This is a genomic window from Polynucleobacter sp. UB-Raua-W9, from assembly GCF_018687435.1.
Lineage (GTDB): Bacteria > Pseudomonadota > Gammaproteobacteria > Burkholderiales > Burkholderiaceae > Polynucleobacter.
This window is the reverse complement of the sequence record NZ_CP061290.1, coordinates 1,333,634-1,356,502: the sequence shown is the minus strand read 5'-3', so window position 1 is coordinate 1,356,502 and position 22,869 is coordinate 1,333,634. Positions and strand designations below refer to the sequence as shown.

The following is a 22,869-nucleotide window of genomic DNA, read 5'->3' as shown; positions in this document are numbered from 1 at the left end:
TGGATGATTCGATTGAATAAAGAGGAGTAGTAATGCCATACATAGCCCCAGTAAAAGACATGCTGTTTGTGATGAATGAGTTGGCTGGGTTATCGAATGTTGTTGCGTATCCCTCGTATGCGCAGGCGGGCGCTGATGTTGATTTAGCCCCAGCAATTTTGGAAGAGTCTGCAAAATTTAATCAAGACGTTGTTGCACCACTCAATTGGCCTGGTGATCAAAACCCAAGCACCTGGAAAGATGGTGTCGTTACGACAACCCCTGGTTTTAAAGAAGCATTCGAGCAATTTGCAGCTGCTGGTTGGCAGGGCGTAGTTCATCCTGCTGAGTTTGGCGGCCAAGGCCTACCAAAATTAATTGCTACTGCCTGTTTTGAAATGGTTCACTCAGCTAGCCTATCTTTTGCTTTGTGTCCGATGCTGACTGATGGGGCGATTGAAGCCTTGTTAACAGCAGCTAGCCCAGAGATTCAAGCGCAATACGTTCCCAATATGATTTCAGGCGAGTGGACTGGCTCTATGTGCTTGACTGAGCCACAAGCAGGTTCAGATTTATCAATGGTGCGTACCCGCGCAGTACCTGAAGGTAACGGCACCTACAAAATCTTTGGTACTAAGATTTTTATTACCTATGGCGAGCACGACATGGCCAAGAATATTGTCCATTTGGTACTGGCAAGAACTCCTGATGCGCCAGAGGGCGTTAAAGGAATCTCATTATTTGTTGTTCCTAAGTTTTTAGTGAACGCAGATGGTTCTTTAGGTGAGCGTAATGACGTTCACTGTGTATCGATTGAGCATAAGCTTGGCATTAAAGCGAGTCCAACGGCCGTTCTACAGTTTGGCGATCATGGTGGCGCGGTTGGATATCTAGTAGGTGAAGAAAACCGCGGTCTTGAATACATGTTCGTGATGATGAATGCAGCTCGCTTTGCGGTAGGTATGCAAGGGATTGCGGTCGCAGAGCGCGCATATCAAAAGGCCGTGCAATACGCTAAAGACCGGGTGCAGAGTCGTGATCTAGATGGCTCTATAGGCCCAGTAGCCATTATTCATCAGCCGGATGTGAAGCGCATGTTAATGACAATGCGCGCATACACCGAGGCCTCTCGTGCCTTGGCGTATTACGCTGCAGCTGCTTATGATGCACAACATGCAGCGCCTGATCAAGCTGAACGCAAAGCTAGTCAAGCTGTTTATGAATTCTTAGTGCCGATTGTGAAGGGCTTCTCTACGGAGATGTCGATTGAGGTTGCTAGCTTAGGCGTGCAAGTACATGGTGGCATGGGCTTTATTGAAGAGACGGGCGCTGCCCAGCATTATCGTGATGCGCGTATCCTGACGATCTATGAAGGCACCACTGCCATTCAGGCCAATGATTTGATTGGTAGAAAAACGGTACGTGATGGTGGCGCAACTGCAAAAGTGTTTATGCAAAAAATTGCTGAGACAGAAACAGCATTGGCAGCCAGTGGTTCGGCAGATGCCAAAGCAGTACTTAAGCAATTAACTGTTGGCCGTACTGCATTTGAAGAAGCAGTAGCTTACATTGTGGCAAATGCCAAAAGCGATGCTAAGGCGGTCTACGCTGGCAGCTTCGCTTATCTGCGTTTGTCCGGCTTAGTGTTAGGTGGTTGGCAAATGGCGCGGAGCCTCTTGGTTGCAGAGCGACTGCGGGATAGTGACTCAGCTTTTTATGGCGCCAAGATTGCTACAGCACGTTTCTTTGCTGAGCATTTATTGCCACAGGCTGGAGCTTTAGCAATTTCAATTATTGAAAGTGGCCACTCTACTAATAGTTTAGAGGTGGAGCAGTTCTAACCTCATCCACGGAGCCTGGCACACCAAAAGCTATCTGCAATTATTGGGATAGCTTTTTTGCTTCATGAATTTGGGAAATGAAAAATTGCTCAAAAGAGATTGCCAAGAAAGTCATCATCACGCCGGCGCCCAATACAAGTGAGAAAATCACTGTCAGAATAACCGGCCAGCCAGAGCGAGTGCGACGGTGTTCTTCAATACCGGGATTAAATTGCGCATCCCACTTTTCATCTAGGCGCAGGCCAAACGCAATCGTGGTTAACCAACTCGCTTCAATTGCAATAAAGCCAAAGGTAATGAGTACCCAGCCTGGAGCGGAGTGAAAGTGTGCGTTCTTAAGAATAGTCCAGCCAGCAATGCCACCAATCAATGCAAATAATTGCACCCAAGCCCAAAAGGACTTGAGACCTTGCAAGTAGAAGCAGTTCAATCCACTGCCTGGAAAAAATAACCCGAGAGCGCAAAAAATCAGTTTGGAGTTTTTCATGAATCTTTTAGCTTGTTATTTATTGTTATTGGGACGCTGTGTAAAGCTCAGCACTTCTCTGTCAGCGCCAATCATGAGCAATTGATCGCCGTTGCGAACAATACTGCGATAGTCGTTGAGCTCGTACAGAAAGTCATTTTCTAATTCATTACGCTGAGGCGTGCATGCCATCTTGGTGCTAGTAATTTTAGTGAAGGTAAAGCCACGAGAATCCTCATCTAGTAGAGCGGTGAAGCGATTGCAGCCGGTTGAACCACTGACACGCTGACTGTTGGCATCAAATGTGAGTTGTATGGGGTTGCTAGCCTCGCCTTGTGGAATGGTGCGGGTTCGCACTTCGCCATTGCTGTTAGGAGGTAAATTCCACCGCGTGAGCTCCCATTTGGTGTTGCGTAGCTCGCTACTGGGAGGGCTAGTTTTCGCGCCACAGGGTGGTAGGACATTGGCGCATCCATTCAAAAGGGCGATACCCACAGATGAAAACACCACAAATAGGCTATCTGAGAACCCTCTGATGGAGTATTTTAAGAGGGGGTGGACCGCTAATTTTCTGGGGATATTCATCTAAGTTATTGTTTTATATATATTTTTTAATTACCACTGGGTTCTATTCTACTGTCTTAGGCACTCAAATAGGTGGAAGAAGTAGGGGTTTTCGTCTAGAATATGAGGTTTTCCGCTCTACCTTGCATTTAATTGGTGAGCTGGAGCCCAAGATTTTTTGTAGAAATTTCATTGGGTTGTAATCAACCTGTTTTCATTTTAGATTTTTTAAGGAATAAGTATGGTCGTCATTCGACTGGCACGCGGCGGCTCTAAGAAGCGCCCTTTTTACAGCATCGTTGCTACTGATAAGCGCAACCGTCGTGACTCGAACTTTATCGAGCGCATTGGTTATTTCAATCCTAAAGCAGCTGAAACTGAGCAAGCCATGCGCATTGCTCAAGATCGTTTGACTTACTGGACTGGTGTTGGCGCACAAATATCGCCAACCGTTGTTCGTTTGATCAAAAACAATCCTGCTGTTTAAATAACCTTGCTAAATACTTCATCTTTGCGATGGAGTTTTTAGTGGCTGGATTTTCAGTAGTTCTATTTCGGGAAAATAAGGTGTCTTTCAAATGAGTGCACCTTCCCTAAATGATTTGATTGAACTTGGCGCCGTTTCTGAGGCGCAAGGATTGCAGGGTCAAGTGAAGGTTAGACCTCACTCAACAGATCCTGTGGCGCTGCTCTCTTCTAAGGCTGTTTGGATATCTCTGATCCCGCGTAGGGATGCAGGTGTTTCTGCGTCTGTAGAGCAGGCCTCTTTGACCCAATACAAAGTGAAGAGCGCTAAGATGCACAGCGGCAATGTCGTAATGGCATTAGAAGGTGTAAGCGATCGCGATCAAGCGCTTGCATTAAAGGGCGCCAGAATATTGGTAGCGCGCGATGCCTTCCCTAAAGCAGAGAGTGATTCCTATTATTGGATTGACCTCATTGGGTGCCGCGCAGTCAACTTACAAAACGAAGAGCTTGGTGAAATCATCGATGTTACTGAGCATGGGGCTCATGGTGTAATTGTCATTGGTGAAGCCCCTAGTAATGGAATTAAACAACTCGTACCATTTGTAAAAGAAGTGGTACAAAACGTAGACTTGGCCAATAAAACTATCACGCTCGATTGGCAGAGTGATTGGTGATAGATCAATACGATAAATTTAAATATGCGCTTTGATGTTGTGACCTTATTTCCAGAAATGTTCTCTGCTTTAACGCAGTGGGGTGTGACAGGTCGCGCATGTGAGCAATCATTAGTCAGCGTTCATTTGTGGAACCCGAGAGATTTTTGTTCTGATTCTCGCAAGACGGTAGACGACCGCGCTTATGGTGGTGGTCCGGGCATGGTCATGATGGCCAAACCTCTTGAAGATGCTGTTGCGGCAGTTAAATCGGCTCATCAGGCGGCAAATATTACATCAGGTCCAATTTGCCTATTGGCACCCCAGGGTGAGCGGTTTTCTCAAAAGATAGCCTCAGACATCCTCAATTACGGCAATTTAAGCTTCATTTGTGGGCGGTATGAGGCAGTAGACCAACGTTTTATCGATCGAAACGTCGATTTACAGCTTTCTATCGGCGATTTTGTGCTTTCTGGGGGTGAAATCCCCGCTATGGCCATGATGGATGCGGTGATTAGGCTGATTCCTGGAGTCCTAGGGGATGACGAATCTGTGATCCAGGATAGCTTTATGAATGGTCTTTTGGATCATCCGCACTACACCCGCCCTGAAATATATGAAAATTTATCAGTACCGGACGTGCTTTTAGGTGGACATCACGCTAAAATAGCGGACTGGCGTCGGCAGAAGTCTCTAGAGCTGACGTTCAGGCTCCGGCCAGATTTAATTGAATCGGCCAGAACCAATGGGTTGCTAACCCAAGAAGATGAACAATTTCTTCGCTCTCTATAAATGGGGTTGTGATTAAAAGTTTGGTTTTTTGGTTTAGTGAAATTGTTTTAACTGCATCCTCTGTTAGGTCCGTTGATTTAGATCTCGGGATTAAACGCTAACAAGATGTTTAAGGATTAAAAATGAATTTGATCGAAAAAATTGAGCAAGAAGAAATTGCTCGCTTAAGTGCCAACAAAGTATTGCCAAGCTTTGCGCCTGGTGACACAGTGATTGTTAGCGTTAATGTTGTTGAAGGTACCCGTAAGCGTGCCCAGGCCTTTGAGGGCGTTGTCATTGCTAAGCGTAATCGCGGACTCAATTCCAGCTTTATCGTGCGCAAGATTTCTTCTGGTGAAGGTGTTGAGCGTACTTTCCAAACTTACTCACCATTGATCGCTAGCATTGAAGTTAAGCGTCGCGGTGATGTACGTCGCGCGAAGTTGTACTACTTGCGTGATCGTTCTGGTAAGTCAGCGCGTATTAAAGAAAAGCTTCAAGCTCGTACTAAGGCAGTAGCTGCTCCAGCTGCTGAATAATTGCTGCTTTGATAAAAACAGAAAGGCGACCTTGGTCGCCTTTTTTGTTGCCTTAGAATATGAATATGCCTAAGACCTCTAAACCTGAAGAAGACGCAATTAATGTTGCTGCGCCTCCGGGATTTGATGCACAAGCAATTCCGATTCATGAGATATGCATTAATGATAAAAAAGTATCTCCAAAGTTTTTAGAGCCTGCAGCTCTGAAGGCTCGCCTGCAAAATCCACCAGCATGGCAGCCGGAGATCACTGATGAAAACCGCCACGTGATTGCGGCAGACATTATTGCAAGACGCCAGGCAGTCGGCAAAGTGACCAAAGCAGCGGTGTTAATTCCACTCTTGCTCAAAGAAGAAGGCCTATCGGTTCTACTCACCCAGCGGACGAATCATTTACGTGATCATGCAGGGCAAATTAGCTTTCCTGGGGGTCGCATGGATCCGGAAGATCAAACGCCAAATGACACTGCCTTGCGTGAGAGCGAAGAGGAAATTGGCTTAGATCCTAAGCGGGTCGAGATTATTGGCCATTTACCTCAATATTTAACTGTTTCTGGCTATAGCGTTACTCCGGTAGTAGGATTAGTGCAGGCTCAGGCAGAATATGTCTTGGATGAATTTGAAGTGGCAGATGTTTTTGAGGTGCCCTTAAGTTTTTTATTAGACCCAGGGAACCATCAGGTCAGGTTGTGGCAAAGTGAGCAGGGCGGGCGTCGTTTTTATTCAATGCCTTATGAGAACCGCTTTATTTGGGGTGCTACTGCGGGAATGTTGCGTAACCTTTATCATTTATTAAAAGTATGACTTTCTTTTCTATTCTCTTCGCCCTGATTGCTGAGCAATATCGCCCAGTAACCTCAAGCCATTGGATTGTGCGCATGAGCACCCGTTGGTTAGATTGGGTTGCTGGAGAGTTCGGCGGCAAGACTGAGGAGGGCGCAAGCCCAATTGGCGCTCGGTTGGCCTGTTTGGTCGCCTTTATTCTGCCGACCTTTTTAGTGTTCTTGGTGTATGTCGCCTGTATGGTGACGTATCCAATTTTAGGTTTCTTGTGGAACGTTGTCATTGCCTACTTGTTTTTTGGCTTCCGTCAATTCAGTCATTCGTTCACGCTCGTTCATGAAGCAATCGAAGCGCATGACTTGCCGGCAGCACGTGCTGCATTAGGTGAGTGGTATGGTCCAGAATTAGATACTTCTGAGTTGACAGAAACTCAAGTGATTTCTTTGGCGCTTGAACGTGCCATCATTGGTTCGCATCGTCATGTGTTTGGGGTGTTATTTTGGTTCATGATGCCCATGGGTCCTGCAGGAGTTGTGTTGTATCGTTTGGCAGATATTGCGGCACAGCGTTGGTCTGAGCGCGGCGACTTTAGCCTGAGTGAGGCGGCACGCCATTTCTTCTACGTACTCGATTGGATTCCGGCTCGCATTACTGCTATGGGCTTTGCGATTGTTGGTAATTTCGAAGGTGCAGTTTATGCCTGGCGTTACCTCACGCTAAAATGGGCCGACTCTTTATCGGCAGTGATTTTAGCTGCAGGCGGCGGTGCATTAGGCGTTCGTTTAGGGGAGCCTTTAAGTGAGCCTGATAGCGATGAAGCTTTGCGCATGGCAGAAGCCGGTGAGCCGCTGATCTATGAAGTAGCCCTTGAGCCAACCGAGCGTACGATGCGTTCTGCAGTAGGTTTGGTGTGGCGCTTGGTCATCGCTTGGATGGCTTTATTGCTAATGCTGACCATCGCTCTTTGGTTTGGCTGATTCCCTGAATTTGCGTATCTGCCGTCTTTGAGTCAGAACGCAGCTGTCTAAATAGCGCTAGTCTTTCTGACGCTATTTCATTTCTGTTTACTGCATCACGAACTGCGCAATCTGGTTCTGATTGATGTGCACAATTGTGAAAGCGACACTTACCAAGTAAGCTCCTAAATTCTCTAAAGGCGTGTTGCAATTCGCTTACCGACATATGGGCTAAACCAAACTCCTGAAAACCTGGTGAATCAATGAGCGCACCCAGTTTGCCAGATTCATCTCTACCCCAGGTTTCAGGTAATTCAAAATAACGGCAAGCAGTAGTGGTGTGCTTACCGGTATCTAAACGTACTGAATATTCTTGGGTGAGGGCGGCAGCGTTCGGAACCCAGGCATTGAGGAGGCTAGATTTCCCCATGCCAGATTGACCCACAAAGACGGAGACCTTGCCACATAGTGCCGATTGGAGTGCATTAATGGATGTGGCATCAAACTTAGCAGATACCTCGCTCACTGGGTAGCCCATGCGCGCGTAGGGAGCGATGATTTTGCGAGCATGTTCCAAGTTGTCTTTGAGGTCGCATTTATTTAACAGAATGTGCAAGCCAATTTGATTGGCTTCTGCAGCCACCACTGCTCTGCCTAAGAGGTCGGGCGAGAACGCTGGTTGTGTTGCCAGCACTACCAAAATTTGGTCTACATTAGAGGCAATAATTTTGCTTTTAAATGCATCAGAGCGATACAAAATATTGACACGTGGCTCAATCTGAATAATGCGCGCTTGATCCGCGGACGTCATCTCTAGGAGCATCCGATCGCCAACTGCGCCAATGTGTTGCTTGGCGGGTGTGCTCACTTGAATTAATGGCCCTTGGGGTGATTCATTCCCTTGGGCATCTATCACTAAACGCTGCGCTAAATAATGCCTTCCATAAGAAGCTGTCAGCAGCGCGTGGAATTGTTCCATTACCGGACTGATTAACTCAGACGTTGTAAGTTAGCAATCCGCAGTGGAGCGGGTGGGTGCGAGCTATAAAAGGCGGTGTAGATTGGATCAGGTGTTAGGGTTGATGCATTGTCTTGATATAACTTCACTAATGCAGAAATCAGGTCTTTGGCCGAAGACTTTTCAGCCGCAAAGCCATCAGCTTCGTATTCATGTTTACGGGAAGCTAGGCTGGCAAGCGGCGTAAAGAAGAAGCTAAATACCGGCGATACCAGCATAAAGAGTGCTAGTGCCAGGCCACCGTTATAGCCATTGAGGTTGGGCATGACACCCAGATCGGTATAGAACCAGATCTTCGCACTAATCCAACCTAGTAGGGCAAACATACCAAAGCTTAGGGCGAAAGAAACTAAGAGACGTTTACGAATATGGTTGCGTTTGAAGTGACCTAACTCATGGGCAAGCACAGCCTCTACTTCGCCTGGGTTCAGTTTTTCAATGAGGGTATCAAAGAACACAATGCGTTTGGCTTTACCCATACCGGCAAAGAATGCATTGCCATGAGCGCTACGCTTGCTGCCATCCATGACAAACAATCCTTGGCTTGCAAAGTCGCAGCGCTGCAAAAGTGCCTCGATTTGGGTTTTTAAAGGACCATCCTCTAGGGCTTGAAACTTATTAAAGATGGGCGCAATGAATGTAGGGAAGATCCACTGCATTAATAAACTGAATGCAGTTAATACGCCCCAAGCCCAAAGCCACCAAAGGTCTCCAGCTTGAGCCATGAGAGTCAGAATTACCCAAAGTAGTGGGATGCCAATGGCACCGCCTACGCCTAGCCCCTTGATCATGTCGCTAAGGAAAAGTTTTTTACCCATGCGATTAAAGCCAAAGCGCTCTTCTAGATGGAACTGTTTGTACCAAGAGAATGGCAAGTCAATCACCCCGGAGATAATCACAATTGAAGTTAGCAAGGCGATTTGCTGGGCAATACCTTCGCCCAATAATTGCAGCAATGCCATATTGACGATCTGCAGTCCGCCTAACAAAGTAAAGGCAATTAAAATGATGGCGCTGACACCGTTTTCTAAAATACCGAGGCGTAATTTAGCGATGGTGTAGTCAGCCGCTTTTTGATGCTCGGCCAAGCTCACTTTTTCGGTAAATTCAGCTGGGACCTCATCGCGGTGCTGAGATACATAGCGAATTTGGCGTTGGGAAAGCCAGTGGCGTAGGCCAAAGCTGGCGATAAAGGCGATCAGAAAAATAATTGTGAATGTCATGAGATCATTATAGATATGAGCGAACAAACGAACACGGCTGAGAATAAGGCGCCGCCCGCCAATGAACACCTTATTTGGGTGGATATGGAGATGTCGGGTCTAAACCCGGAAACCGAGCGAATTTTGGAGATTGCCATTATCGTGACGGACGCCCACCTCAACACCATTGCTACAGCCCCGGTCTGGGTAGTTCATCAAGACGATGCCGTTTTAGATGGGATGGATGCTTGGAATAAAGGCACTCATGGACGCTCCGGTCTGATTGATAAGGTCAAAGCATCGACCTTGGATGAGGCAACCGTCGAAGTGGAGTGTATTGCCTTTTTAAAGAAATATATCAAGGCAGGTATTGCGCCAATGTGTGGCAATACGATTGGTCAAGATCGCCGCTTTATGGCGAAGTACATGCCGAAGTTAGAGGCCTACTTTCATTATCGCAATGTGGATGTCTCGACTCTTAAAGAGTTATGCAAGCGTTGGCATCCAGAGTTGGTAAAAGGTTTTACTAAACAGCAGGCACATACCGCTTTGGCTGATATCGTAGAGTCGATTGAAGAGCTTAAGTACTACCGCGATAAATTTATCGTCCCATTACCTCAGTAAGTTAAAAACTTAAAAAGAGTTTATTTCTTGAGGGCACTCTTGGGTCTAAAGACTTTGATGACCTCTTCGTGGGTCTCTATATAAGGCCCACCAATTAAATCAATGCAGTAAGGGACTGCCGCAAAGATGCCGGGTACGATAGATTTACCATTCTCATCTTTTAGCCCTTCGAGGGTTTCGGCAATTGCTTTTGGTTGGCCAGGCAGATTGATGACGAGCGCAGCATGGCCTTCAATCTGCCTGAGAACGGCAACTTGTCTGGACAAAATTGCCGTTGGAACAAACTTGAGACTAATTTGACGCATTTGCTCGCCAAAGCCAGGCATTTCACGCGTTCCAGCCTCAAGGGTTGCCTCAGGGGTGACGTCTCTGCGTGAGGGGCCTGTGCCGCCAGTGGTGAGCACTAGATCGCATCCCATTTCATCGACTAATTCGACGATGGTTTCAGTAATGGCTTCAGACTCATCGGCAATTAAGCGTTCATGGAAAACACAGGGATTGGTCAGGGCATTTATTAACCAAGTCTGCAGGGCTGGGATCCCCTCGTCTTGGTATACACCCTTACTGGCCCGATCAGATATTGATATCAGGCCAATTTTGACTTCATTTGGAGTGCTACGGCTTTGGTCTTCTGTATGCTTCATGTTTCTATTCTAGCTATTATTAGGGCATGTTTACATATACATCCAGCCAGTTTCAAGAAATCGTTGATTTCATGCTTCAAGAAGCCAAAAGAAGAGGGGCTTCTGACGCGGTCGCCGAGGTTTCTGAGGGTCAAGGTCTATCCGTAACAGTTCGTAAGGGCGAGGTTGAAACCATCGAACAAAGCCTAGATAAGCAGGTAGGTGTTACCGTGTTTTTGGGGCATCACCGCGGCAACGCCAGCACGAGTGATTTTTCTAAAGCCTCTTTGAAGGCAACGGTAGATGCTGCGTATCACATCGCACAACATACAGCTGAGGATAGTTGTGCGGGACCGGCAGAGCGTGCGCTCTTAGAAAAAAATCCTCGTGATTTAGATTTATTTCATCCATGGAATATTGATGCGGCACATGCAGTAGAGATTGCCCGCACTGCAGAGGGAGCAGCATTTTCAGTAAGTAAGCAAATTCAAAATAGTGATGGTGCTTCTGTATCTGCGCATCACGCGCATTTCATGATGGGTACTTCACATGGTTTTATGGGCGGCTACCCATTTTCTCGCCACTACATTTCATGTGCGCCCATCGCAAGCGAGGGCGGTAAGCAATCCAATATGCAGCGGGATGATTGGTATTCCAGTTCTCGGATTCCGGAGGAATTGGCTGACCCTGCACTTATTGGCCAATACGCAGCGCAACGTGCGCTCTCACGCTTAAAAGCCAGATCTTTGACAACGCGTCGTTGCCCCGTCATTTTTGAAGCCCCTTTGGCAGCAGGCCTTTTAGGCGGCTTAGTACAGGCTGTCTCTGGTGGCGCACTTTATCGACGCTCGAGCTTTTTACTGGATAGCCTTGGTAAGCAGGTGTTGCCTAAGCATGTCAGCCTTTTCGAAAACCCGCACTTAAAAGCAATGACCGGTAGTGCACCCTTTGATGAAGAGGGCGTGAAGACTGCCGCAAGAACTGTTGTGGATAAGGGAATTTTAGAGGGATACTTCCTATCCACTTACTCAGCGCGCAAATTAGGTATGAAGACTACTGGTAACGCTGGTGGCTCACATCACCTCACGCTTCAGAGTAAGAAAACACCCAAAGGTGGCTTACCAGCATTGCTAAAAGAGATGGGTACTGGTCTCCTGGTAACGGAGTTGATGGGTCAGGGCGTGAACTATGTCACCGGCGATTATTCACGGGGTGCTTTTGGTTACTGGGTTGAGAATGGTGAAATCCAATATCCAGTGGAAGAGGTAACGATTGCAGGCAACCTGCGCGATATGCTGTTAGATATCGCCATGATTGGTAGTGATACCTTGATACGAGGCACTAAAGAAACCGGCTCTATTTTGATTGGCTCCATGACAGTTGGCGGGAAATAAATGCGATCCAGAGCGGCAATACAAAGACGTTTATCTCTGACTTGTTAGTATTGCGGAATGCTCGATACCCTCATTCATCCTGTCATTGAATCTTTTCATGCGCACTCACTTACTTTTTTTATTTGTGCAATTGCGAGCGTAGTTGTTGTAGGTATTTCTAAGAGTGGCTTTGGTGCTGGCCTAGGGGTGCTGTCATTGCCGTTGATGGCCAGTCAATCCAGCATTAATGAGGCCTTGGCAATTTTGCTACCACTATTAATTGCGATTGACTTGGTGGGTTTACGCCGATTCATTAAGAATGCCGATTGGCATATTCTGAAACTCATTCTTCCTCCAGCCTTTGCGGGCATGTTCTTGGGAATGATTCTTTTTACAGTCATTACACCCAAAGCCTTGACGCTTTTTGTAGGCATTTTCATCATGCTGTTTTTGATTCAGATGTTGGTGACATCCCATTTTGATTTAAAGGAAGCTAAGCCTTATCCTTGGTTAGGTCGCTTGATGGGTCTTACCTCAGGATTTACCTCTTTCGTGGCTCACAACGGTGGTCCGCCCATTACGATTTTCATGTTAAGAGCAAAGCTCTTGCCAATGGTGTACACCTCCACTTTGGGCGTGTTCTTTACCTTTATTAACTTTGCTAAGTTGGGGCCTTATGCCTACTTAGATTTGCTCAATTTCAAGCAGCTAGCAACCTCAGTCATTCTTTTGCCATGTGTACCAGTGGGCGTTTATCTCGGTTTTTACTTGGCAGAAAAAATTTCCATGAAATGGTATTACCGCATTGTGCAGTTTTTCTTACTTGTGGCCAGTATCAAGCTGATTGTGGATGGCTTGATCTAACATGTTATTTAGAGGCAAGAACTTGCTGTAAGAAGCGTGAAATATCAGCGAGCTCTTCGCGGTTGACTGAGTGTTCCATTGGGTATTCATTCCAATGAACTGCATAACCCATCTTTTCAAGCAGAGCATGAGAGGCTTCGGCGCGCTCTAGTGCTACGACGGGGTCATATTCACCGTGAGCTATAAAGATGGGCGTGCTTTGGTTTGCCGTGTGTTTTTCAAGTGGAAGCGTCACTGCTAGTGGTAAATATCCCGAGAGGGCAATAATACCTGCAAGTTTGTGTGGAAAGCGTAGGCCAATCTGTAAGACCATCGCACACCCTTGTGAGAACCCGGCCAGTACGATATTTTCATAAGCAATACCTCGACTTACTTCACGCTCGATTAATTGCACAATAGACTCAGCTGATTTTTGTATGCCAGCAGCATCCTCTTGATCCATTAGGTCGCGTCCAACAATGTCATACCAAGCCGGCATGACGTAACCACCGTTGACGGTGACTGGCATGCTTGGCGCACTCGGAAACACAAACCGAATACCAGGACAGCCTGTCAGATCCAGTTCGGGAATGATGGGAACAAAGTCATTGCCATCGGCACCTAAGCCATGCAGCCAAAGGACAGCGGCTGTTGGGTTCGGGGCGGTCTCTAGTTCAATGCAAGGTAGTAATTCCATGGGATGTCCAGTAGGTATTGGGTTTTTGATGCATATTTTAATAGGGTAACTCAAAACCCCCCTGGCTAGTCATGAGGGCTTACTGGGGTGTAAGATGTTTTCGTCGGTCTTAAATGTCTTGGAGATTTCGGATGAAACCTTTTTATATTGACTATCCTCAGGAGAAAATTGAGGAGCATCAACATGCTTATTGCTGTCAATATTGCAAGATTCCGACAACGGTAATCTTTGGTTTGCTGGAAAACCATGCGGAAGATTGCCAATACAGAATGCAGCAAAGTAAATGGGCTCAGCTAGAGGCCAAACTGAAGCCCCATAAAGCGCATTTCGATGAACCCCATGCTGACGAGGTGGATTAAATGAAGACCTATCCTATTGCCCTTGAGTTAACTGTTTGGTTTGATCTGGGTTTAAATCAATACGAGGTAGTGATCGATGAGGCCTCTAAGATTTCGATTAAGAGAACAGATGATGTTTTGCATAGCAGGGGACTAACGCCGTCTGAGGTGACAATTTTGCTTGATGCGATTGAGGCAGTCAAAGTGCCCGTTACCGAGGAGTTAGAGGCTAATCCAGAAAACAAAGCGAGCTCTAGCTATGAATTAATCATTGAATCAGCACATTTCTCACTAGAGTTTAATTGGGAAAATGTAGATGTAGAGGCCAGCAGTTCAAACGCCTTTGAATCTGTTGTAAAGCTTGCCAGCCTGGTGCAAAGCTTAGATCTAGATCATTAAGTCAATTTATCTTTCAACCACCACGAATTCACCTAAGGTAACTTTTTCTCTAAACTGAGAAAAAGAAAATAAGGCCCTTATCTTCTTAGTATTGATGACCTCAATCTTTCCCTCGGGAGTTAGATTGGCAAGATATTCGCCCTCCGGAAAGAGTGCCTCAGGAATAACTTCCTTCTCTTGGGCTAGAGCTTGCAGCACGAGACTTTTTGTAATTTTGATACGCATGCCGTATCTTAGGTTATAGAAATTAGCAGTATTTTGTAGTCTGCACAATTTCGAGAATCGGCTGCACCATTTCTGGGTTTTTATATGAATGCTACTTAAGACCTTCAGCAAGGGCTTTGCCTCCAGAGGGGTGGTAATTTTCTGCCAGTTATCGCACTTAAGTAGTGCAAGTCATCTATTTGTCACAATCCAAACCGGTGAGAGTAATGTAGCTACTTTATAGTCACTGTAATCATGACAGTTGGTAATATGAATTCCTCCTATCTATTTGTTTATGGCACTCTCAAATCGGATGCGATTAACGCTAGTGCACATCATTTTCACCGGCATGCTGATCTAATTGGGAATGCAAGATGGCAGGGGCATCTATACCTCGTAAGTAACTACCCTGGTGCAGTTCGAGCTGAGGCAAAAGATGGATTTGTTCTTGGCGAATTGTGGCTGCTCAAAAATCCAGAGTATGTCCTTATATTCTTAGATGAATACGAAGAATGTGCGCCCACCAGTCCACTTCCTCATGAATACCGACGCTCTGTTGAATTGGTAGAGATAAACGGGGAGATGATTCCAGCTTGGTTGTATATTTATGCGCTAGATACCAGCACCCTGCAACGCATTCAAACTGGGAATTTCATGAATGACAATCAAGAAATCATGCGCAGAGCGCTTGCTAACGCCAATATTCTTTTGGCATCCTGAATATGTAGTTCTTCAATCAGCCTGCCATTGAGCACTGCAATACCGGCGCCCGATTGAATAGCCACTTCATAAGCAGCAATTTTTTCTTGAGCTTCACTGATTTCAGTAGGAGAGGGGCCAAATATTTCATTGGCTAAGGCGATTTGATTTGGATGAATCAAGGTTTTGCCATCAAAACCCATATCCCTTCCCTGGATGCAAGATTGCTTGAGCCCTGCCTCATCAGCAAGGGACAGGTGAACACCATCCAGAACACAAAGACCATATGCTCTAGCGGCTAGCACGGAGAGAGATAGTGCCGTTTGAGTTTCTGCTCGGTTCGGGGTATGGCGAGCATGTAAATCCTTTACTAGATCTGAAGTACCCAAGACTAAAGACTCGAGAAGTGGATGCGCGCTAGCAATCTCCTGAAGTTTAAAGATCGCCATCGGGGTTTCAATCATGGCCCAGATGGTCATAGTGGCTGGGGCATTTAATTCCTTGAGTAGAGTAGCTACTGCTTGTATTTGTGCTGCCGACTCTACTTTGGGTAAGACAATAGCATCTGCTTTGCTAGCGGCAAAAGTCCTTAGATCATCTAAGCCCCAAGCGGTATTGAGTCCATTGATTCTGACAACAGCTTCGCGATAGCCAAACCCTGACTCTAATGCCGTGAGAATATTTGCTCTCGCTGCAGCTTTAGTATCTGGCGCAACCGCATCTTCCAAGTCCAATATCAAAGAATCAGCAGGAAGGATTTTGGCTTTTTCTAAGGCCCTGGTATTGGCTCCCGGCATATACAGCACAGAGCGTCTTGGGCGATGAATGTTAATCATTTGTGCTACTTTCTAGATTTAATAAGTCCACGCGAGTTTAAGTAGATTTAGCAAGGGATCTGGACCAAGGGCCATAGGACCCAGGAAAGGATGAATGTAGAGAATCAGAAAATATAAAACCCCGACAATCGTGAGGCCCAAGAATAATATTAAGAGTAGATGAATCTTTGCTGACTTTAGTTTAAAAAGGCATGAAAAGAATAAAAAGACTAGAGAGCTGCTAATTAAGCCCATCCAGGCAGGAGCTGCCAATGCAAAGCGGGCATTGTATACGCGACTGCGGCGTAGATCGGTAGCATCTGTTGCCAAGCGGAGCATTTGTTGATGTGCGTTTGATTGGCCTACGTTTTGAGGTTGCAGGTGAATAACGATATCTTCAATTTTTAATAATTCTTTATAAGCCTTAATGCTAAATTGATCTTTGCTTAATAAAGGCCACTCTTCGTCGACTACTGTTTGTGTATAAGCTCTTAAGGCGTCCCTACCCTTTTTCTCAACATCAGGCGGAAATGCGGAAAATAGACGATACATATTATTCAGAGTGCTTGCTTCTTTCGTAATGGCATCACTCACTCCGTTGTAGTTTTGCCAGACCAATACTGTGACAAAGGCAAAAACTAAGCTGAATACAACACCCATCGCGTTATAAATATAGCCGGCGTACTCGGAGTCATCGCCAAATAGCAAATGCGGAAGCATTTTTTGGAAAAGCCAAAAAACCAGATAACAGAGCAGTAGAACCACAAAGACAAGCTCAAATCTCAAGCCGATATCGGAAAATTGCAGTGCATGTCTTAATAAAGGAAGATCCATGATGGTGCCGTATCAATAAGGGTGAGGGGAGAGGGCTTAAATACAGGGTAGCTTAGCCTATAGCCTAAACTATTTTATGGCGGGAAAAGCAAAAAGATGCGACAGTTCCTGAGGGCTGTATTTAAGATTTGAGCGACTCATAAAACGAGCGCCAGAAGAAGTGACTGGAAGGAGTTAAGATGAGCCATTCTCGCCATGTAGGGAGTCTAAAAACCAATCGATCATTGAGTGCAAAAGATATGAGCAACTTCGCTTTCCAGTTTGACAAAGCCTACATTAATGGCCAATGGGTTGAGGCTGATAACAAAACTACCATTTCTGTTACCAATCCTGCGACAGGGGAGCTGATTGGTACGGTTCCCAATATGGGGGCTGCAGAAACCCGTCGGGCGATTGAGTCTGCAAATCATGCTTTACCAGCTTGGCGCTCAAAGACTGCTAAAGAGCGCGCACGAATTTTGCGTAATTGGTTCGACCTCATTATGAAAAATCAAGAGGCACTTGCTCAGCTAATGACTGCAGAGCAAGGCAAGCCCTTGGTTGAGAGTAGGGGTGAGATTGCATATGGCGCCTCCTTTATTGAATGGTTTGGCGAAGAAGCGAAGCGTCTCTATGGTGAAACCATTCCTGGTCACGCTAGTGATAAAAGATTGATTGTGATTAAGCAAGCCATTGGTGTTTGTGCTGCGATTACACCCTGGAACTTTCCATCAGCAATGATTACCCGCAAGGTGGGTCCTGCATTGGCGGCTGGTTGCACTATCGTCTTAAAGCCCGCTAGTCAAACACCATTCAGCGCTTTAGCGCTATGCCAACTTGCAGAGGAGGCAGGCATTCCACCGGGAGTATTTTCTTGTGTAACAGGCTCCGCAACTGCTATTGGTGGCGAACTATCTTCAAATCCAATTGTCAAAAAGCTCAGCTTTACGGGCTCAACCGAAATCGGCAAGTTGTTATTGGCGCAATGCGCAACAACTGTGAAGAAGGTTTCCATGGAGTTGGGTGGCAATGCACCGTTTATAGTTTTTGATGATGCTGATATTGATGCAGCAGTGAAGGGTGCCATTACTTCCAAATACAGAAATGCTGGACAAACTTGTGTATGCGCCAATCGCATCATGGTACAAGATTCTATCTACGATGTATTTATAGAGAAATTTGTTAGAGCAGTAGGCGCTTTCAAAGTTGGCAGTGGCGCTGAAGCAGGTACTGTGATTGGCCCGCTGATTGATGAGCGAGCTCTAGCGAAGGTTGAAGATCAAGTCAACGATGCCGTCAAAAAAGGTGGCAAAGTGGTGATTGGTGGCAAGCGCCATGTCTTAGGCGGTTCCTTCTATGAGCCTACTGTGGTTTCTGGCGCTACCAAAGACATGCTCGCTTTTAGGGAGGAAACATTTGGACCATTGGCTCCCATATTTAAGTTTTCCAGTGAAGCTGAGGCTATAGAGATGGCCAATGACACTCAATTTGGTTTGGCTGCCTATTTCTATAGTCAGAACATTGCTCGTATCTGGCGTGTAGCGGAAGCGCTTGAATACGGTATGGTTGGCATTAATGAAGGTTTGATCACAAATGAAGTAGCGCCTTTTGGGGGTGTTAAAGAAAGTGGCCTCGGACGTGAAGGATCGCGGCACGGCATCGAGGATTACTTGGAGCTAAAGTATCTTTGTATCGGCGGCATCAAAGCAGCGCAGTGAAGTGAAACACTTGAGAAACAAATCAAATAGAAGAGCTTAAAGATGAAGTCCTTAACGGTAGAAGATGCCATTACCTCGCGCAAGTCCGTGCGGGCGTTTACTAAAGAGAATGTTTCAAAAGAAACCATTACTAAGCTCTTCAATATTTCTGCTAGAGCGCCATCCGGTACCAATACCCAGCCCTGGAAAGCATATGTAGTGGAGGGAGGTGCTCTAGCAGATTTATGTGCGAAGGTATGCGCTGCCTATGACAGTATTGCTACTAATCCAGAGTTAGAAAAAGAATACCAAGCTGGGTATGACTATTACCCTAGTAAATGGTTTAGTCCTTATATTGACCGTCGTCGTGAAAATGGCTGGAGCTTGTATGGTCTTCTCGGAATTGCAAAAGGCGATAAAGATAAGATGCATGCACAGCACCGGAAGAACTTCGAGGCTTTTGGTGCACCTGTATGTATTTTCTTCACCATTGATAAAGATCTCGGTAGAGGCTCCATGCTCGACTATGGGATGTTCTTGCAAAGTCTAATGGTTGCCGCAAGAGGTGAAGGATTAGACACTTGCCCGCAAGCGGCTTGGAATCATTACTCCAAAATTATCCTGCCATTTATTGGTGCAAAAGAGAATGAGATGCTGGTTTGCGGCATGGCCCTGGGCTATGCTGATAAGACCGATATTGTGAATACCTTTCATACGCCTAGAGTTGCCGCAGAAGAATTTACTACTTGGCTTACTTAGTTAATTCTTAATACGAGCACTCTTGCGAGTTCTCTCGTAAAAGTTGTCGGGCTTAGACTTTACCCAAGTAATAAACTTGCCCATCTCTGGATGATTTTTTAGCGTTTCAGCGGTATTAAATTGTTGCGCTAATTCAGATTCTGTAAAAAGAGCATGTATTTGTTTATGACAAATCCGATGTAGATATTCGGTGATCTTTCCACCTTTCGACTTTGGAACTAAGTGGTGAGCATCTTTCTGTGAGTCCGGAATGAGCCTCTCGCAAATTGGGCAAACCAGCCCCTCCTGTCCTTTGAGATGGCGAGGTTTAAGTAAGATCAATTTTTGGCGCACTTTACCAATCATGGGATCTAATCATCAAAATGAATTTCAATAAATTGTGGCTCACCTAGTTTAGTAAATAAGTCTTACACTTGCATGGTGCCAAAGATTTCCAAAAATACCCTGACAGAAGCTGATTTTTCCCGCTTAATTGAGATGGCTTGGGAGGATCGAACTCCATTTGATGCTATTGAGAGTCAATTTGGACTATCTGAATCCGAAGTCATTGAGTTAATGCGCAGTCAGCTAAAGCGCTCTTCATTTAATTTATGGCGCAAGCGGGTTACGGGTAGGGTAACCAAGCATGTAGCCCTACGTAGCAAGTTGGTTACTCGTGCACACTGCCCAACTCAGTACAAACACAAATGAGTCAATCAAAGAGCTTGGTATTGATTCTGGGAGATCAATTAGATCTGCAGGGCGCAGCACTTCAGGGTTTTAATTTTGAGACCGATGAAATCATCATGATTGAGTCGACTCATGAGAGTCAATATGTTTGGTCTCATAAAGCCAAAGTAGCACTCTTCCTATCCGCTATGCGCCACTTTGCTCAGGCGCTTACAGATCTAAAGTATCCGCTCGTTTATATCAAAGAATCCAGACTATCCATTACAGATAACTTAAAAGAGTACATCCAAAAGAAAGGCATTCAACATCTGGTTTGCGTAGAGCCTGGTGAGTATCGACTCAAAATTGCCCTCGAGAAGCTGGCTCATGAACTTGACCTACAGCTGGATATGCGTGAGGACAACCATTTTTACTGCACTCATCAAGAGTTTATCGAATGGGTGGCAAATAAAAAAGAGCTCAGGTTGGAGTATTTTTACCGGTTGATGCGCAAGACTCATCAAATCTTAGTGGATGCTGATGGCAATCCAGAGGGGGGGCAGTGGAATTTTGATCAAGACAATCGCAAGTCCTATCCCAAGAAAGGTCCCGGCATTATTGATAAGCCTCTTTCTTTTCCGCATGATGATATTACGGCGGAGGTAATTGCTTATGTTCGCAAAGCTTATTCGGATCACCCTGGATCCTTGGATGCGTTTGATTGGCCAGTCACAAGAGAGCAGGCGCTAAGGGCGCTGGAATATTTTGTTGAGTATCGACTGAGAAACTTTGGCGTGTATCAAGATGCTATGTGGACTGATACTCCTTTTGGTTGGCACTCCATCCTATCAAGCTCCATGAACCTCAAATTACTCAATCCTAGAGAGGTGGTAAATGCGGTTCTCATTGCATGGAAAAAATACTCTCTAGATCTATCAACGGTAGAGGGCTTTATACGGCAAATACTGGGCTGGAGAGAGTTTGTACGTGGCATGTATTACTTAGATATGCCTCAGATGGCGCAGGATAACTATTACCAGCATGCCAATCCATTGCCGAGCTGGTACTGGACAGGCGCAACTGATATGGCGTGCATGAAAGATGCGATTGGACAAACGCTTCAATACGGTTATGCGCATCATATCCAACGTTTAATGGTTACTGGAAACTTTGCCTTGTTGGCAGAAGTACTTCCAACAGCGGTATGTGATTGGTATCTGGCTATCTATGTAGATGCGATTGAGTGGGTTGAGCTACCCAATACTGCAGGTATGGCATTGTTTGCTAATGGTGGAAGATTTACCAGTAAGCCTTATATTGCCAGCGGTGCCTATATCAAGCGGATGAGTAACTATTGCAATGGCTGCAGGTACAAGCCAGACGTGCGTTTTGGAGAAAATGCTTGTCCAGTCACTACGCTGTATTGGAATTTCTTAATCAAGCATCGTGATCAGTTTGAAGCTAGCCCACGAACTAGATTAATGACGGCAAACTTAAAAAGAATTAGTGATGATGATCAAAAAGCAATCACTCTTCATGCAAAGAAAATCCTGAACAATCTTGATGCGATTTAAGGCATAAGAATGAAAACAAGCTTCAAGGGAAATAAAAGCTTCTTGCCTACCAAGCTCTGTGTGGTTTGCAAGAAAGAGATGACTTGGAGAAAATCCTGGGCAAAGAACTGGGAATCAGTGAAGTATTGCTCGAATGCCTGTAAGCGAAAGAAATTAGATTAAAGGCTCGCCCTAATTTCAGCTGAGCGGTCCCAGAGATTTGGGATTTGCTTGGAAGAATATCCAGAAACAAAGTTCTTTGGGTTGCCGTTGGCCGGATCATAGGTATGACGCTTGACTGCGCCAATATTGGCGCCATACACATGAATGCTGATGGAGGTTTTGTCTGGAATAGCATTACTAACCACATGAATATCACCAATAGTCGGACTAACTGCTTCGATATCACCTTGGCGTAGAACGGTTTCCGGTCCATCCATCACTAATTCGCCGGATGCTAATTGCTTATAGCGTTGCCCTTTTTCCATTCCTCTGAGCATGCCAATCAGGCCCCAGATGCAATGATCGTGGATTGGTGTCTTTTGGCCGGGGCCCCATACAAAGCTGACCACTGAAAATCTTCCTAATGGATCTGCATGAAGTAAAAACTGTTGGTAGAACTCGGGGTGGGGAACAGTACAGAATTCCGGGAGCCAAGAGTCTGTCTGAATCAGGGTTTTCAGTAAATCAGAGCCCTTAGAAATCAAGTTTGATTCAGTAGATTCTTGAGAGACTAAATGGGTCATACCAATCACAAAATCTCTTAGGGGTGCGATGGTGTCTGTTTGATTATTCATTTATCTAGTCTCCTGCTGTATCAAAATTACATCTATTCATATGATGATACCAAGCATAAAAGCAAGCATCGCCATTACCGTTTAAAGAGTGGGGAGTGAATATCAGGGGTTATCCCTTAGGGAGCTTTACACACTAGCATGTTAGATTTTCTTTGCTGTATACAAATACAAAAATCATACCCGGAGACCCATATGAAAATTAGCGTTATTTCCAAAATAGTATTGGTAATTGCATCCTGCGTTGTATTTACTTCTCAAGTACATGCTCAGGCAGCAGCAAGTCCATTTGTCAGCGTGAAGCCTGATCAAGTGGTGTGGGGTGATGCTCCTGCTGGGGTTAAAACAGCAGTTCTATATGGCGACCCCACTAAGCCTGGAATGTATGTTGTCAGAAATATATTTCCTGAAGGAATTATGAGTTCCCCCCATTCACACTCTCAAGATCGTTTTGTAACAGTAATTAAGGGCACCTGGTATGCGGGAACCGATGCAAGTTGGGACCCGGCGACAACGGTTGGATTACCTGCGGGAAGCATGATGTTTCATCCTGCTGGGGTAGTGCATTTTGATGGTGCAATGAAGGGTGCAACAGAAATCCAAATTATTGGTATGGGTCCCGTCTCCACCACTCCGGTCTATCCCAATGAGCCGCGCTTTGGAAAGCCTCACAAACTCAATTAGAGAGCAAATCCTTGTTTATCAATCTTTTGATTTAATAAAAATAAAAATGCCACCCTCTTGGGTGGCA

The 22,869-nt window shown here is 45.6% G+C and carries 30 protein-coding genes; 19 read left to right on the top strand and 11 right to left on the bottom strand.

Annotation, left to right across the window (positions count from 1 at the left end):
- Positions 1-32: 32 nt before the first annotated feature.
- Positions 33-1,820, top strand: coding sequence for an acyl-CoA dehydrogenase (locus AOC07_RS06965; protein WP_215357273.1), 1,788 nt, complete (start codon positions 33-35; stop codon positions 1,818-1,820).
- A gap of 40 nt (positions 1,821-1,860) precedes the next feature.
- Here the strand turns inward: AOC07_RS06965 and AOC07_RS06960 are convergent, their stop codons facing one another.
- Positions 1,861-2,250 carry a hypothetical protein gene (locus AOC07_RS06960; RefSeq protein ID WP_251371655.1) on the bottom strand — a complete coding sequence of 130 codons (390 nt, stop codon included), beginning with the start codon at positions 2,248-2,250 and terminating at the stop codon, positions 1,861-1,863.
- Positions 2,251-2,322: 72 nt separating this feature from the next.
- Complete coding sequence (locus AOC07_RS06955) at positions 2,323-2,796, bottom strand: META domain-containing protein (RefSeq protein ID WP_251371654.1); 474 nt, start codon at positions 2,794-2,796, stop codon at positions 2,323-2,325.
- 295 nt (positions 2,797-3,091) lie between these two features.
- Between AOC07_RS06955 and rpsP the strand changes: the two genes are divergently transcribed.
- The 6 genes from rpsP (at position 3,092) to AOC07_RS06925 (ending at position 7,040) form a co-directional block, all read left to right on the top strand.
- A complete protein-coding gene (gene rpsP, locus AOC07_RS06950) occupies positions 3,092-3,337 on the top strand; it encodes a 30S ribosomal protein S16 (RefSeq protein ID WP_215292599.1) in 246 nt (81 codons plus the stop codon).
- Between the two features lie 91 nt (positions 3,338-3,428).
- On the top strand, positions 3,429-3,992 hold the full coding sequence (rimM, locus tag AOC07_RS06945; protein WP_215357271.1) for a ribosome maturation factor RimM: 564 nt from the start codon (positions 3,429-3,431) through the stop codon (positions 3,990-3,992).
- 24 nt (positions 3,993-4,016) lie between these two features.
- The gene (gene trmD, locus AOC07_RS06940) at positions 4,017-4,763 is read left to right on the top strand and encodes a tRNA (guanosine(37)-N1)-methyltransferase TrmD (RefSeq protein WP_215357269.1); all 747 of its coding nucleotides are present in this window, start codon (positions 4,017-4,019) and stop codon (positions 4,761-4,763) included.
- A 122-nt stretch (positions 4,764-4,885) separates the two neighbouring features.
- Positions 4,886-5,281 carry a 50S ribosomal protein L19 gene (gene rplS / locus AOC07_RS06935; RefSeq protein ID WP_215292593.1) on the top strand — a complete coding sequence of 132 codons (396 nt, stop codon included), beginning with the start codon at positions 4,886-4,888 and terminating at the stop codon, positions 5,279-5,281.
- Between the two features lie 65 nt (positions 5,282-5,346).
- Positions 5,347-6,084: a CoA pyrophosphatase gene (locus AOC07_RS06930; RefSeq protein WP_215292591.1), complete on the top strand. Its 738-nt coding sequence runs from the start codon at positions 5,347-5,349 to the stop codon at positions 6,082-6,084.
- Complete coding sequence (locus AOC07_RS06925; protein WP_215357267.1) at positions 6,081-7,040, top strand: CobD/CbiB family protein; 960 nt, start codon at positions 6,081-6,083, stop codon at positions 7,038-7,040. Before AOC07_RS06930 ends, AOC07_RS06925 begins: the two co-directional genes overlap by 4 nt.
- On the opposite strand, the gene rsgA is transcribed toward AOC07_RS06925, so the two are convergent.
- Both rsgA and AOC07_RS06915 read right to left on the bottom strand, forming a co-directional pair.
- On the bottom strand, positions 6,985-7,998 hold the full coding sequence (rsgA, locus tag AOC07_RS06920; protein ID WP_215357265.1) for a ribosome small subunit-dependent GTPase A: 1,014 nt from the start codon (positions 7,996-7,998) through the stop codon (positions 6,985-6,987). The genes AOC07_RS06925 and rsgA overlap by 56 nt on opposite strands.
- A gap of 11 nt (positions 7,999-8,009) precedes the next feature.
- Entirely contained in the window at positions 8,010-9,260 is a 1,251-nt protein-coding gene (locus tag AOC07_RS06915) for a M48 family metallopeptidase (protein ID WP_215357263.1), read from the bottom strand.
- A 15-nt stretch (positions 9,261-9,275) separates the two neighbouring features.
- On the opposite strand from AOC07_RS06915, the gene orn reads away from it, so the two are divergent.
- Positions 9,276-9,863, top strand: a complete 588-nt coding sequence (orn, locus tag AOC07_RS06910; RefSeq protein ID WP_215357261.1) for an oligoribonuclease — start codon at positions 9,276-9,278, stop codon at positions 9,861-9,863.
- A gap of 20 nt (positions 9,864-9,883) precedes the next feature.
- Here the strand turns inward: orn and mog are convergent, their stop codons facing one another.
- Positions 9,884-10,507 carry a molybdopterin adenylyltransferase gene (gene mog, locus AOC07_RS06905; RefSeq protein WP_215357259.1) on the bottom strand — a complete coding sequence of 208 codons (624 nt, stop codon included), beginning with the start codon at positions 10,505-10,507 and terminating at the stop codon, positions 9,884-9,886.
- A 26-nt stretch (positions 10,508-10,533) separates the two neighbouring features.
- Here mog and pmbA point away from each other — a divergent pair, with 26 nt between their 5' ends.
- A complete protein-coding gene (gene pmbA, locus AOC07_RS06900) occupies positions 10,534-11,880 on the top strand; it encodes a metalloprotease PmbA (protein WP_215357257.1) in 1,347 nt (448 codons plus the stop codon).
- Positions 11,881-11,937: 57 nt separating this feature from the next.
- Complete coding sequence (locus AOC07_RS06895; protein WP_215292577.1) at positions 11,938-12,723, top strand: sulfite exporter TauE/SafE family protein; 786 nt, start codon at positions 11,938-11,940, stop codon at positions 12,721-12,723.
- A 4-nt stretch (positions 12,724-12,727) separates the two neighbouring features.
- Here AOC07_RS06895 and AOC07_RS06890 read toward each other — a convergent pair whose 3' ends face one another.
- A complete protein-coding gene (locus tag AOC07_RS06890) occupies positions 12,728-13,399 on the bottom strand; it encodes an alpha/beta hydrolase (protein ID WP_215357254.1) in 672 nt (223 codons plus the stop codon).
- Between the two features lie 131 nt (positions 13,400-13,530).
- Between AOC07_RS06890 and AOC07_RS06885 the strand changes: the two genes are divergently transcribed.
- Together AOC07_RS06885 and AOC07_RS06880 are read left to right on the top strand one after the other, a co-directional pair.
- Complete coding sequence (locus AOC07_RS06885; protein ID WP_215357253.1) at positions 13,531-13,758, top strand: hypothetical protein; 228 nt, start codon at positions 13,531-13,533, stop codon at positions 13,756-13,758.
- Positions 13,759-14,136, top strand: a complete 378-nt coding sequence (locus AOC07_RS06880) for a hypothetical protein (RefSeq protein ID WP_215292571.1) — start codon at positions 13,759-13,761, stop codon at positions 14,134-14,136.
- Positions 14,137-14,142: 6 nt separating this feature from the next.
- Here AOC07_RS06880 and AOC07_RS06875 read toward each other — a convergent pair whose 3' ends face one another.
- Entirely contained in the window at positions 14,143-14,361 is a 219-nt protein-coding gene (locus AOC07_RS06875) for a hypothetical protein (RefSeq protein ID WP_215357252.1), read from the bottom strand.
- A gap of 234 nt (positions 14,362-14,595) precedes the next feature.
- On the opposite strand from AOC07_RS06875, the gene AOC07_RS06870 reads away from it, so the two are divergent.
- Complete coding sequence (locus AOC07_RS06870; RefSeq protein WP_215357251.1) at positions 14,596-15,060, top strand: gamma-glutamylcyclotransferase; 465 nt, start codon at positions 14,596-14,598, stop codon at positions 15,058-15,060.
- On the opposite strand, the gene AOC07_RS06865 is transcribed toward AOC07_RS06870, so the two are convergent.
- Both AOC07_RS06865 and AOC07_RS06860 read right to left on the bottom strand, forming a co-directional pair.
- Positions 15,006-15,875: a CoA ester lyase gene (locus tag AOC07_RS06865; protein WP_215357250.1), complete on the bottom strand. Its 870-nt coding sequence runs from the start codon at positions 15,873-15,875 to the stop codon at positions 15,006-15,008. The two genes, AOC07_RS06870 and AOC07_RS06865, sit on opposite strands and share 55 nt — an antisense overlap.
- 18 nt (positions 15,876-15,893) lie before the next feature.
- Positions 15,894-16,688: a DUF4239 domain-containing protein gene (locus tag AOC07_RS06860; RefSeq protein WP_215292564.1), complete on the bottom strand. Its 795-nt coding sequence runs from the start codon at positions 16,686-16,688 to the stop codon at positions 15,894-15,896.
- A gap of 239 nt (positions 16,689-16,927) precedes the next feature.
- Between AOC07_RS06860 and AOC07_RS06855 the strand changes: the two genes are divergently transcribed.
- Positions 16,928-18,385, top strand: a complete 1,458-nt coding sequence (locus tag AOC07_RS06855; RefSeq protein ID WP_215358509.1) for an NAD-dependent succinate-semialdehyde dehydrogenase — start codon at positions 16,928-16,930, stop codon at positions 18,383-18,385.
- A 42-nt stretch (positions 18,386-18,427) separates the two neighbouring features.
- Positions 18,428-19,123, top strand: coding sequence for a nitroreductase (locus AOC07_RS06850; protein ID WP_215357249.1), 696 nt, complete (start codon positions 18,428-18,430; stop codon positions 19,121-19,123).
- Here the strand turns inward: AOC07_RS06850 and AOC07_RS06845 are convergent, their stop codons facing one another.
- Positions 19,124-19,456, bottom strand: a complete 333-nt coding sequence (locus AOC07_RS06845; RefSeq protein ID WP_371816712.1) for an HNH endonuclease — start codon at positions 19,454-19,456, stop codon at positions 19,124-19,126. It lies immediately after the preceding gene.
- An 84-nt stretch (positions 19,457-19,540) separates the two neighbouring features.
- Here AOC07_RS06845 and AOC07_RS06840 point away from each other — a divergent pair, with 84 nt between their 5' ends.
- From AOC07_RS06840 to AOC07_RS06830, 3 genes are read left to right on the top strand one after another with little or no spacing between them, the layout of a single operon-like run.
- Positions 19,541-19,813 (top strand): TIGR03643 family protein, encoded by a 273-nt coding sequence (locus AOC07_RS06840; RefSeq protein WP_215357247.1) that lies wholly within the window; start codon positions 19,541-19,543, stop codon positions 19,811-19,813.
- The gene (locus tag AOC07_RS06835; RefSeq protein WP_215357245.1) at positions 19,810-21,345 is read left to right on the top strand and encodes a cryptochrome/photolyase family protein; all 1,536 of its coding nucleotides are present in this window, start codon (positions 19,810-19,812) and stop codon (positions 21,343-21,345) included. Before AOC07_RS06840 ends, AOC07_RS06835 begins: the two co-directional genes overlap by 4 nt.
- Before the next feature lie 9 nt (positions 21,346-21,354).
- Positions 21,355-21,507 carry a DUF2256 domain-containing protein gene (locus tag AOC07_RS06830; RefSeq protein ID WP_215357243.1) on the top strand — a complete coding sequence of 51 codons (153 nt, stop codon included), beginning with the start codon at positions 21,355-21,357 and terminating at the stop codon, positions 21,505-21,507.
- Here the strand turns inward: AOC07_RS06830 and AOC07_RS06825 are convergent.
- The gene (locus AOC07_RS06825) at positions 21,504-22,121 is read right to left on the bottom strand and encodes a cysteine dioxygenase (RefSeq protein WP_215357241.1); all 618 of its coding nucleotides are present in this window, start codon (positions 22,119-22,121) and stop codon (positions 21,504-21,506) included. The genes AOC07_RS06830 and AOC07_RS06825 overlap by 4 nt on opposite strands.
- Before the next feature lie 192 nt (positions 22,122-22,313).
- Here AOC07_RS06825 and AOC07_RS06820 point away from each other — a divergent pair, with 192 nt between their 5' ends.
- Positions 22,314-22,802 (top strand): cupin domain-containing protein, encoded by a 489-nt coding sequence (locus tag AOC07_RS06820; RefSeq protein ID WP_215292550.1) that lies wholly within the window; start codon positions 22,314-22,316, stop codon positions 22,800-22,802.
- Positions 22,803-22,869: the final 67 nt, after the last annotated feature.

What these genes read in the sequence shown, in the direction of transcription:
- AOC07_RS06965 (WP_215357273.1), top strand. Translation starts at nt 33, where the DNA reads ATGCCATACATAGCCCCAGTAAAAGACATGCTGTTTGTGATGAATGAG.
- rpsP (WP_215292599.1), top strand. Translation starts at nt 3,092, where the DNA reads ATGGTCGTCATTCGACTGGCACGCGGCGGCTCTAAGAAGCGCCCTTTT.
- rimM (WP_215357271.1), top strand. Translation starts at nt 3,429, where the DNA reads ATGAGTGCACCTTCCCTAAATGATTTGATTGAACTTGGCGCCGTTTCT.
- trmD (WP_215357269.1), top strand. Translation starts at nt 4,017, where the DNA reads ATGCGCTTTGATGTTGTGACCTTATTTCCAGAAATGTTCTCTGCTTTA.
- rplS (WP_215292593.1), top strand. Translation starts at nt 4,886, where the DNA reads ATGAATTTGATCGAAAAAATTGAGCAAGAAGAAATTGCTCGCTTAAGT.
- AOC07_RS06930 (WP_215292591.1), top strand. Translation starts at nt 5,347, where the DNA reads ATGCCTAAGACCTCTAAACCTGAAGAAGACGCAATTAATGTTGCTGCG.
- AOC07_RS06925 (WP_215357267.1), top strand. Translation starts at nt 6,081, where the DNA reads ATGACTTTCTTTTCTATTCTCTTCGCCCTGATTGCTGAGCAATATCGC.
- rsgA (WP_215357265.1), bottom strand. Translation starts at nt 7,998, where the DNA reads ATGGAACAATTCCACGCGCTGCTGACAGCTTCTTATGGAAGGCATTAT.
- AOC07_RS06915 (WP_215357263.1), bottom strand. Translation starts at nt 9,260, where the DNA reads ATGACATTCACAATTATTTTTCTGATCGCCTTTATCGCCAGCTTTGGC.
- orn (WP_215357261.1), top strand. Translation starts at nt 9,276, where the DNA reads ATGAGCGAACAAACGAACACGGCTGAGAATAAGGCGCCGCCCGCCAAT.
- mog (WP_215357259.1), bottom strand. Translation starts at nt 10,507, where the DNA reads ATGAAGCATACAGAAGACCAAAGCCGTAGCACTCCAAATGAAGTCAAA.
- pmbA (WP_215357257.1), top strand. Translation starts at nt 10,534, where the DNA reads ATGTTTACATATACATCCAGCCAGTTTCAAGAAATCGTTGATTTCATG.
- AOC07_RS06895 (WP_215292577.1), top strand. Translation starts at nt 11,938, where the DNA reads ATGCTCGATACCCTCATTCATCCTGTCATTGAATCTTTTCATGCGCAC.
- AOC07_RS06890 (WP_215357254.1), bottom strand. Translation starts at nt 13,399, where the DNA reads ATGGAATTACTACCTTGCATTGAACTAGAGACCGCCCCGAACCCAACA.
- AOC07_RS06885 (WP_215357253.1), top strand. Translation starts at nt 13,531, where the DNA reads ATGAAACCTTTTTATATTGACTATCCTCAGGAGAAAATTGAGGAGCAT.
- AOC07_RS06880 (WP_215292571.1), top strand. Translation starts at nt 13,759, where the DNA reads ATGAAGACCTATCCTATTGCCCTTGAGTTAACTGTTTGGTTTGATCTG.
- AOC07_RS06875 (WP_215357252.1), bottom strand. Translation starts at nt 14,361, where the DNA reads ATGCGTATCAAAATTACAAAAAGTCTCGTGCTGCAAGCTCTAGCCCAA.
- AOC07_RS06870 (WP_215357251.1), top strand. Translation starts at nt 14,596, where the DNA reads ATGACAGTTGGTAATATGAATTCCTCCTATCTATTTGTTTATGGCACT.
- AOC07_RS06865 (WP_215357250.1), bottom strand. Translation starts at nt 15,875, where the DNA reads ATGATTAACATTCATCGCCCAAGACGCTCTGTGCTGTATATGCCGGGA.
- AOC07_RS06860 (WP_215292564.1), bottom strand. Translation starts at nt 16,688, where the DNA reads ATGGATCTTCCTTTATTAAGACATGCACTGCAATTTTCCGATATCGGC.
- AOC07_RS06855 (WP_215358509.1), top strand. Translation starts at nt 16,928, where the DNA reads ATGAGCAACTTCGCTTTCCAGTTTGACAAAGCCTACATTAATGGCCAA.
- AOC07_RS06850 (WP_215357249.1), top strand. Translation starts at nt 18,428, where the DNA reads ATGAAGTCCTTAACGGTAGAAGATGCCATTACCTCGCGCAAGTCCGTG.
- AOC07_RS06840 (WP_215357247.1), top strand. Translation starts at nt 19,541, where the DNA reads ATGGTGCCAAAGATTTCCAAAAATACCCTGACAGAAGCTGATTTTTCC.
- AOC07_RS06835 (WP_215357245.1), top strand. Translation starts at nt 19,810, where the DNA reads ATGAGTCAATCAAAGAGCTTGGTATTGATTCTGGGAGATCAATTAGAT.
- AOC07_RS06830 (WP_215357243.1), top strand. Translation starts at nt 21,355, where the DNA reads ATGAAAACAAGCTTCAAGGGAAATAAAAGCTTCTTGCCTACCAAGCTC.
- AOC07_RS06825 (WP_215357241.1), bottom strand. Translation starts at nt 22,121, where the DNA reads ATGAATAATCAAACAGACACCATCGCACCCCTAAGAGATTTTGTGATT.
- AOC07_RS06820 (WP_215292550.1), top strand. Translation starts at nt 22,314, where the DNA reads ATGAAAATTAGCGTTATTTCCAAAATAGTATTGGTAATTGCATCCTGC.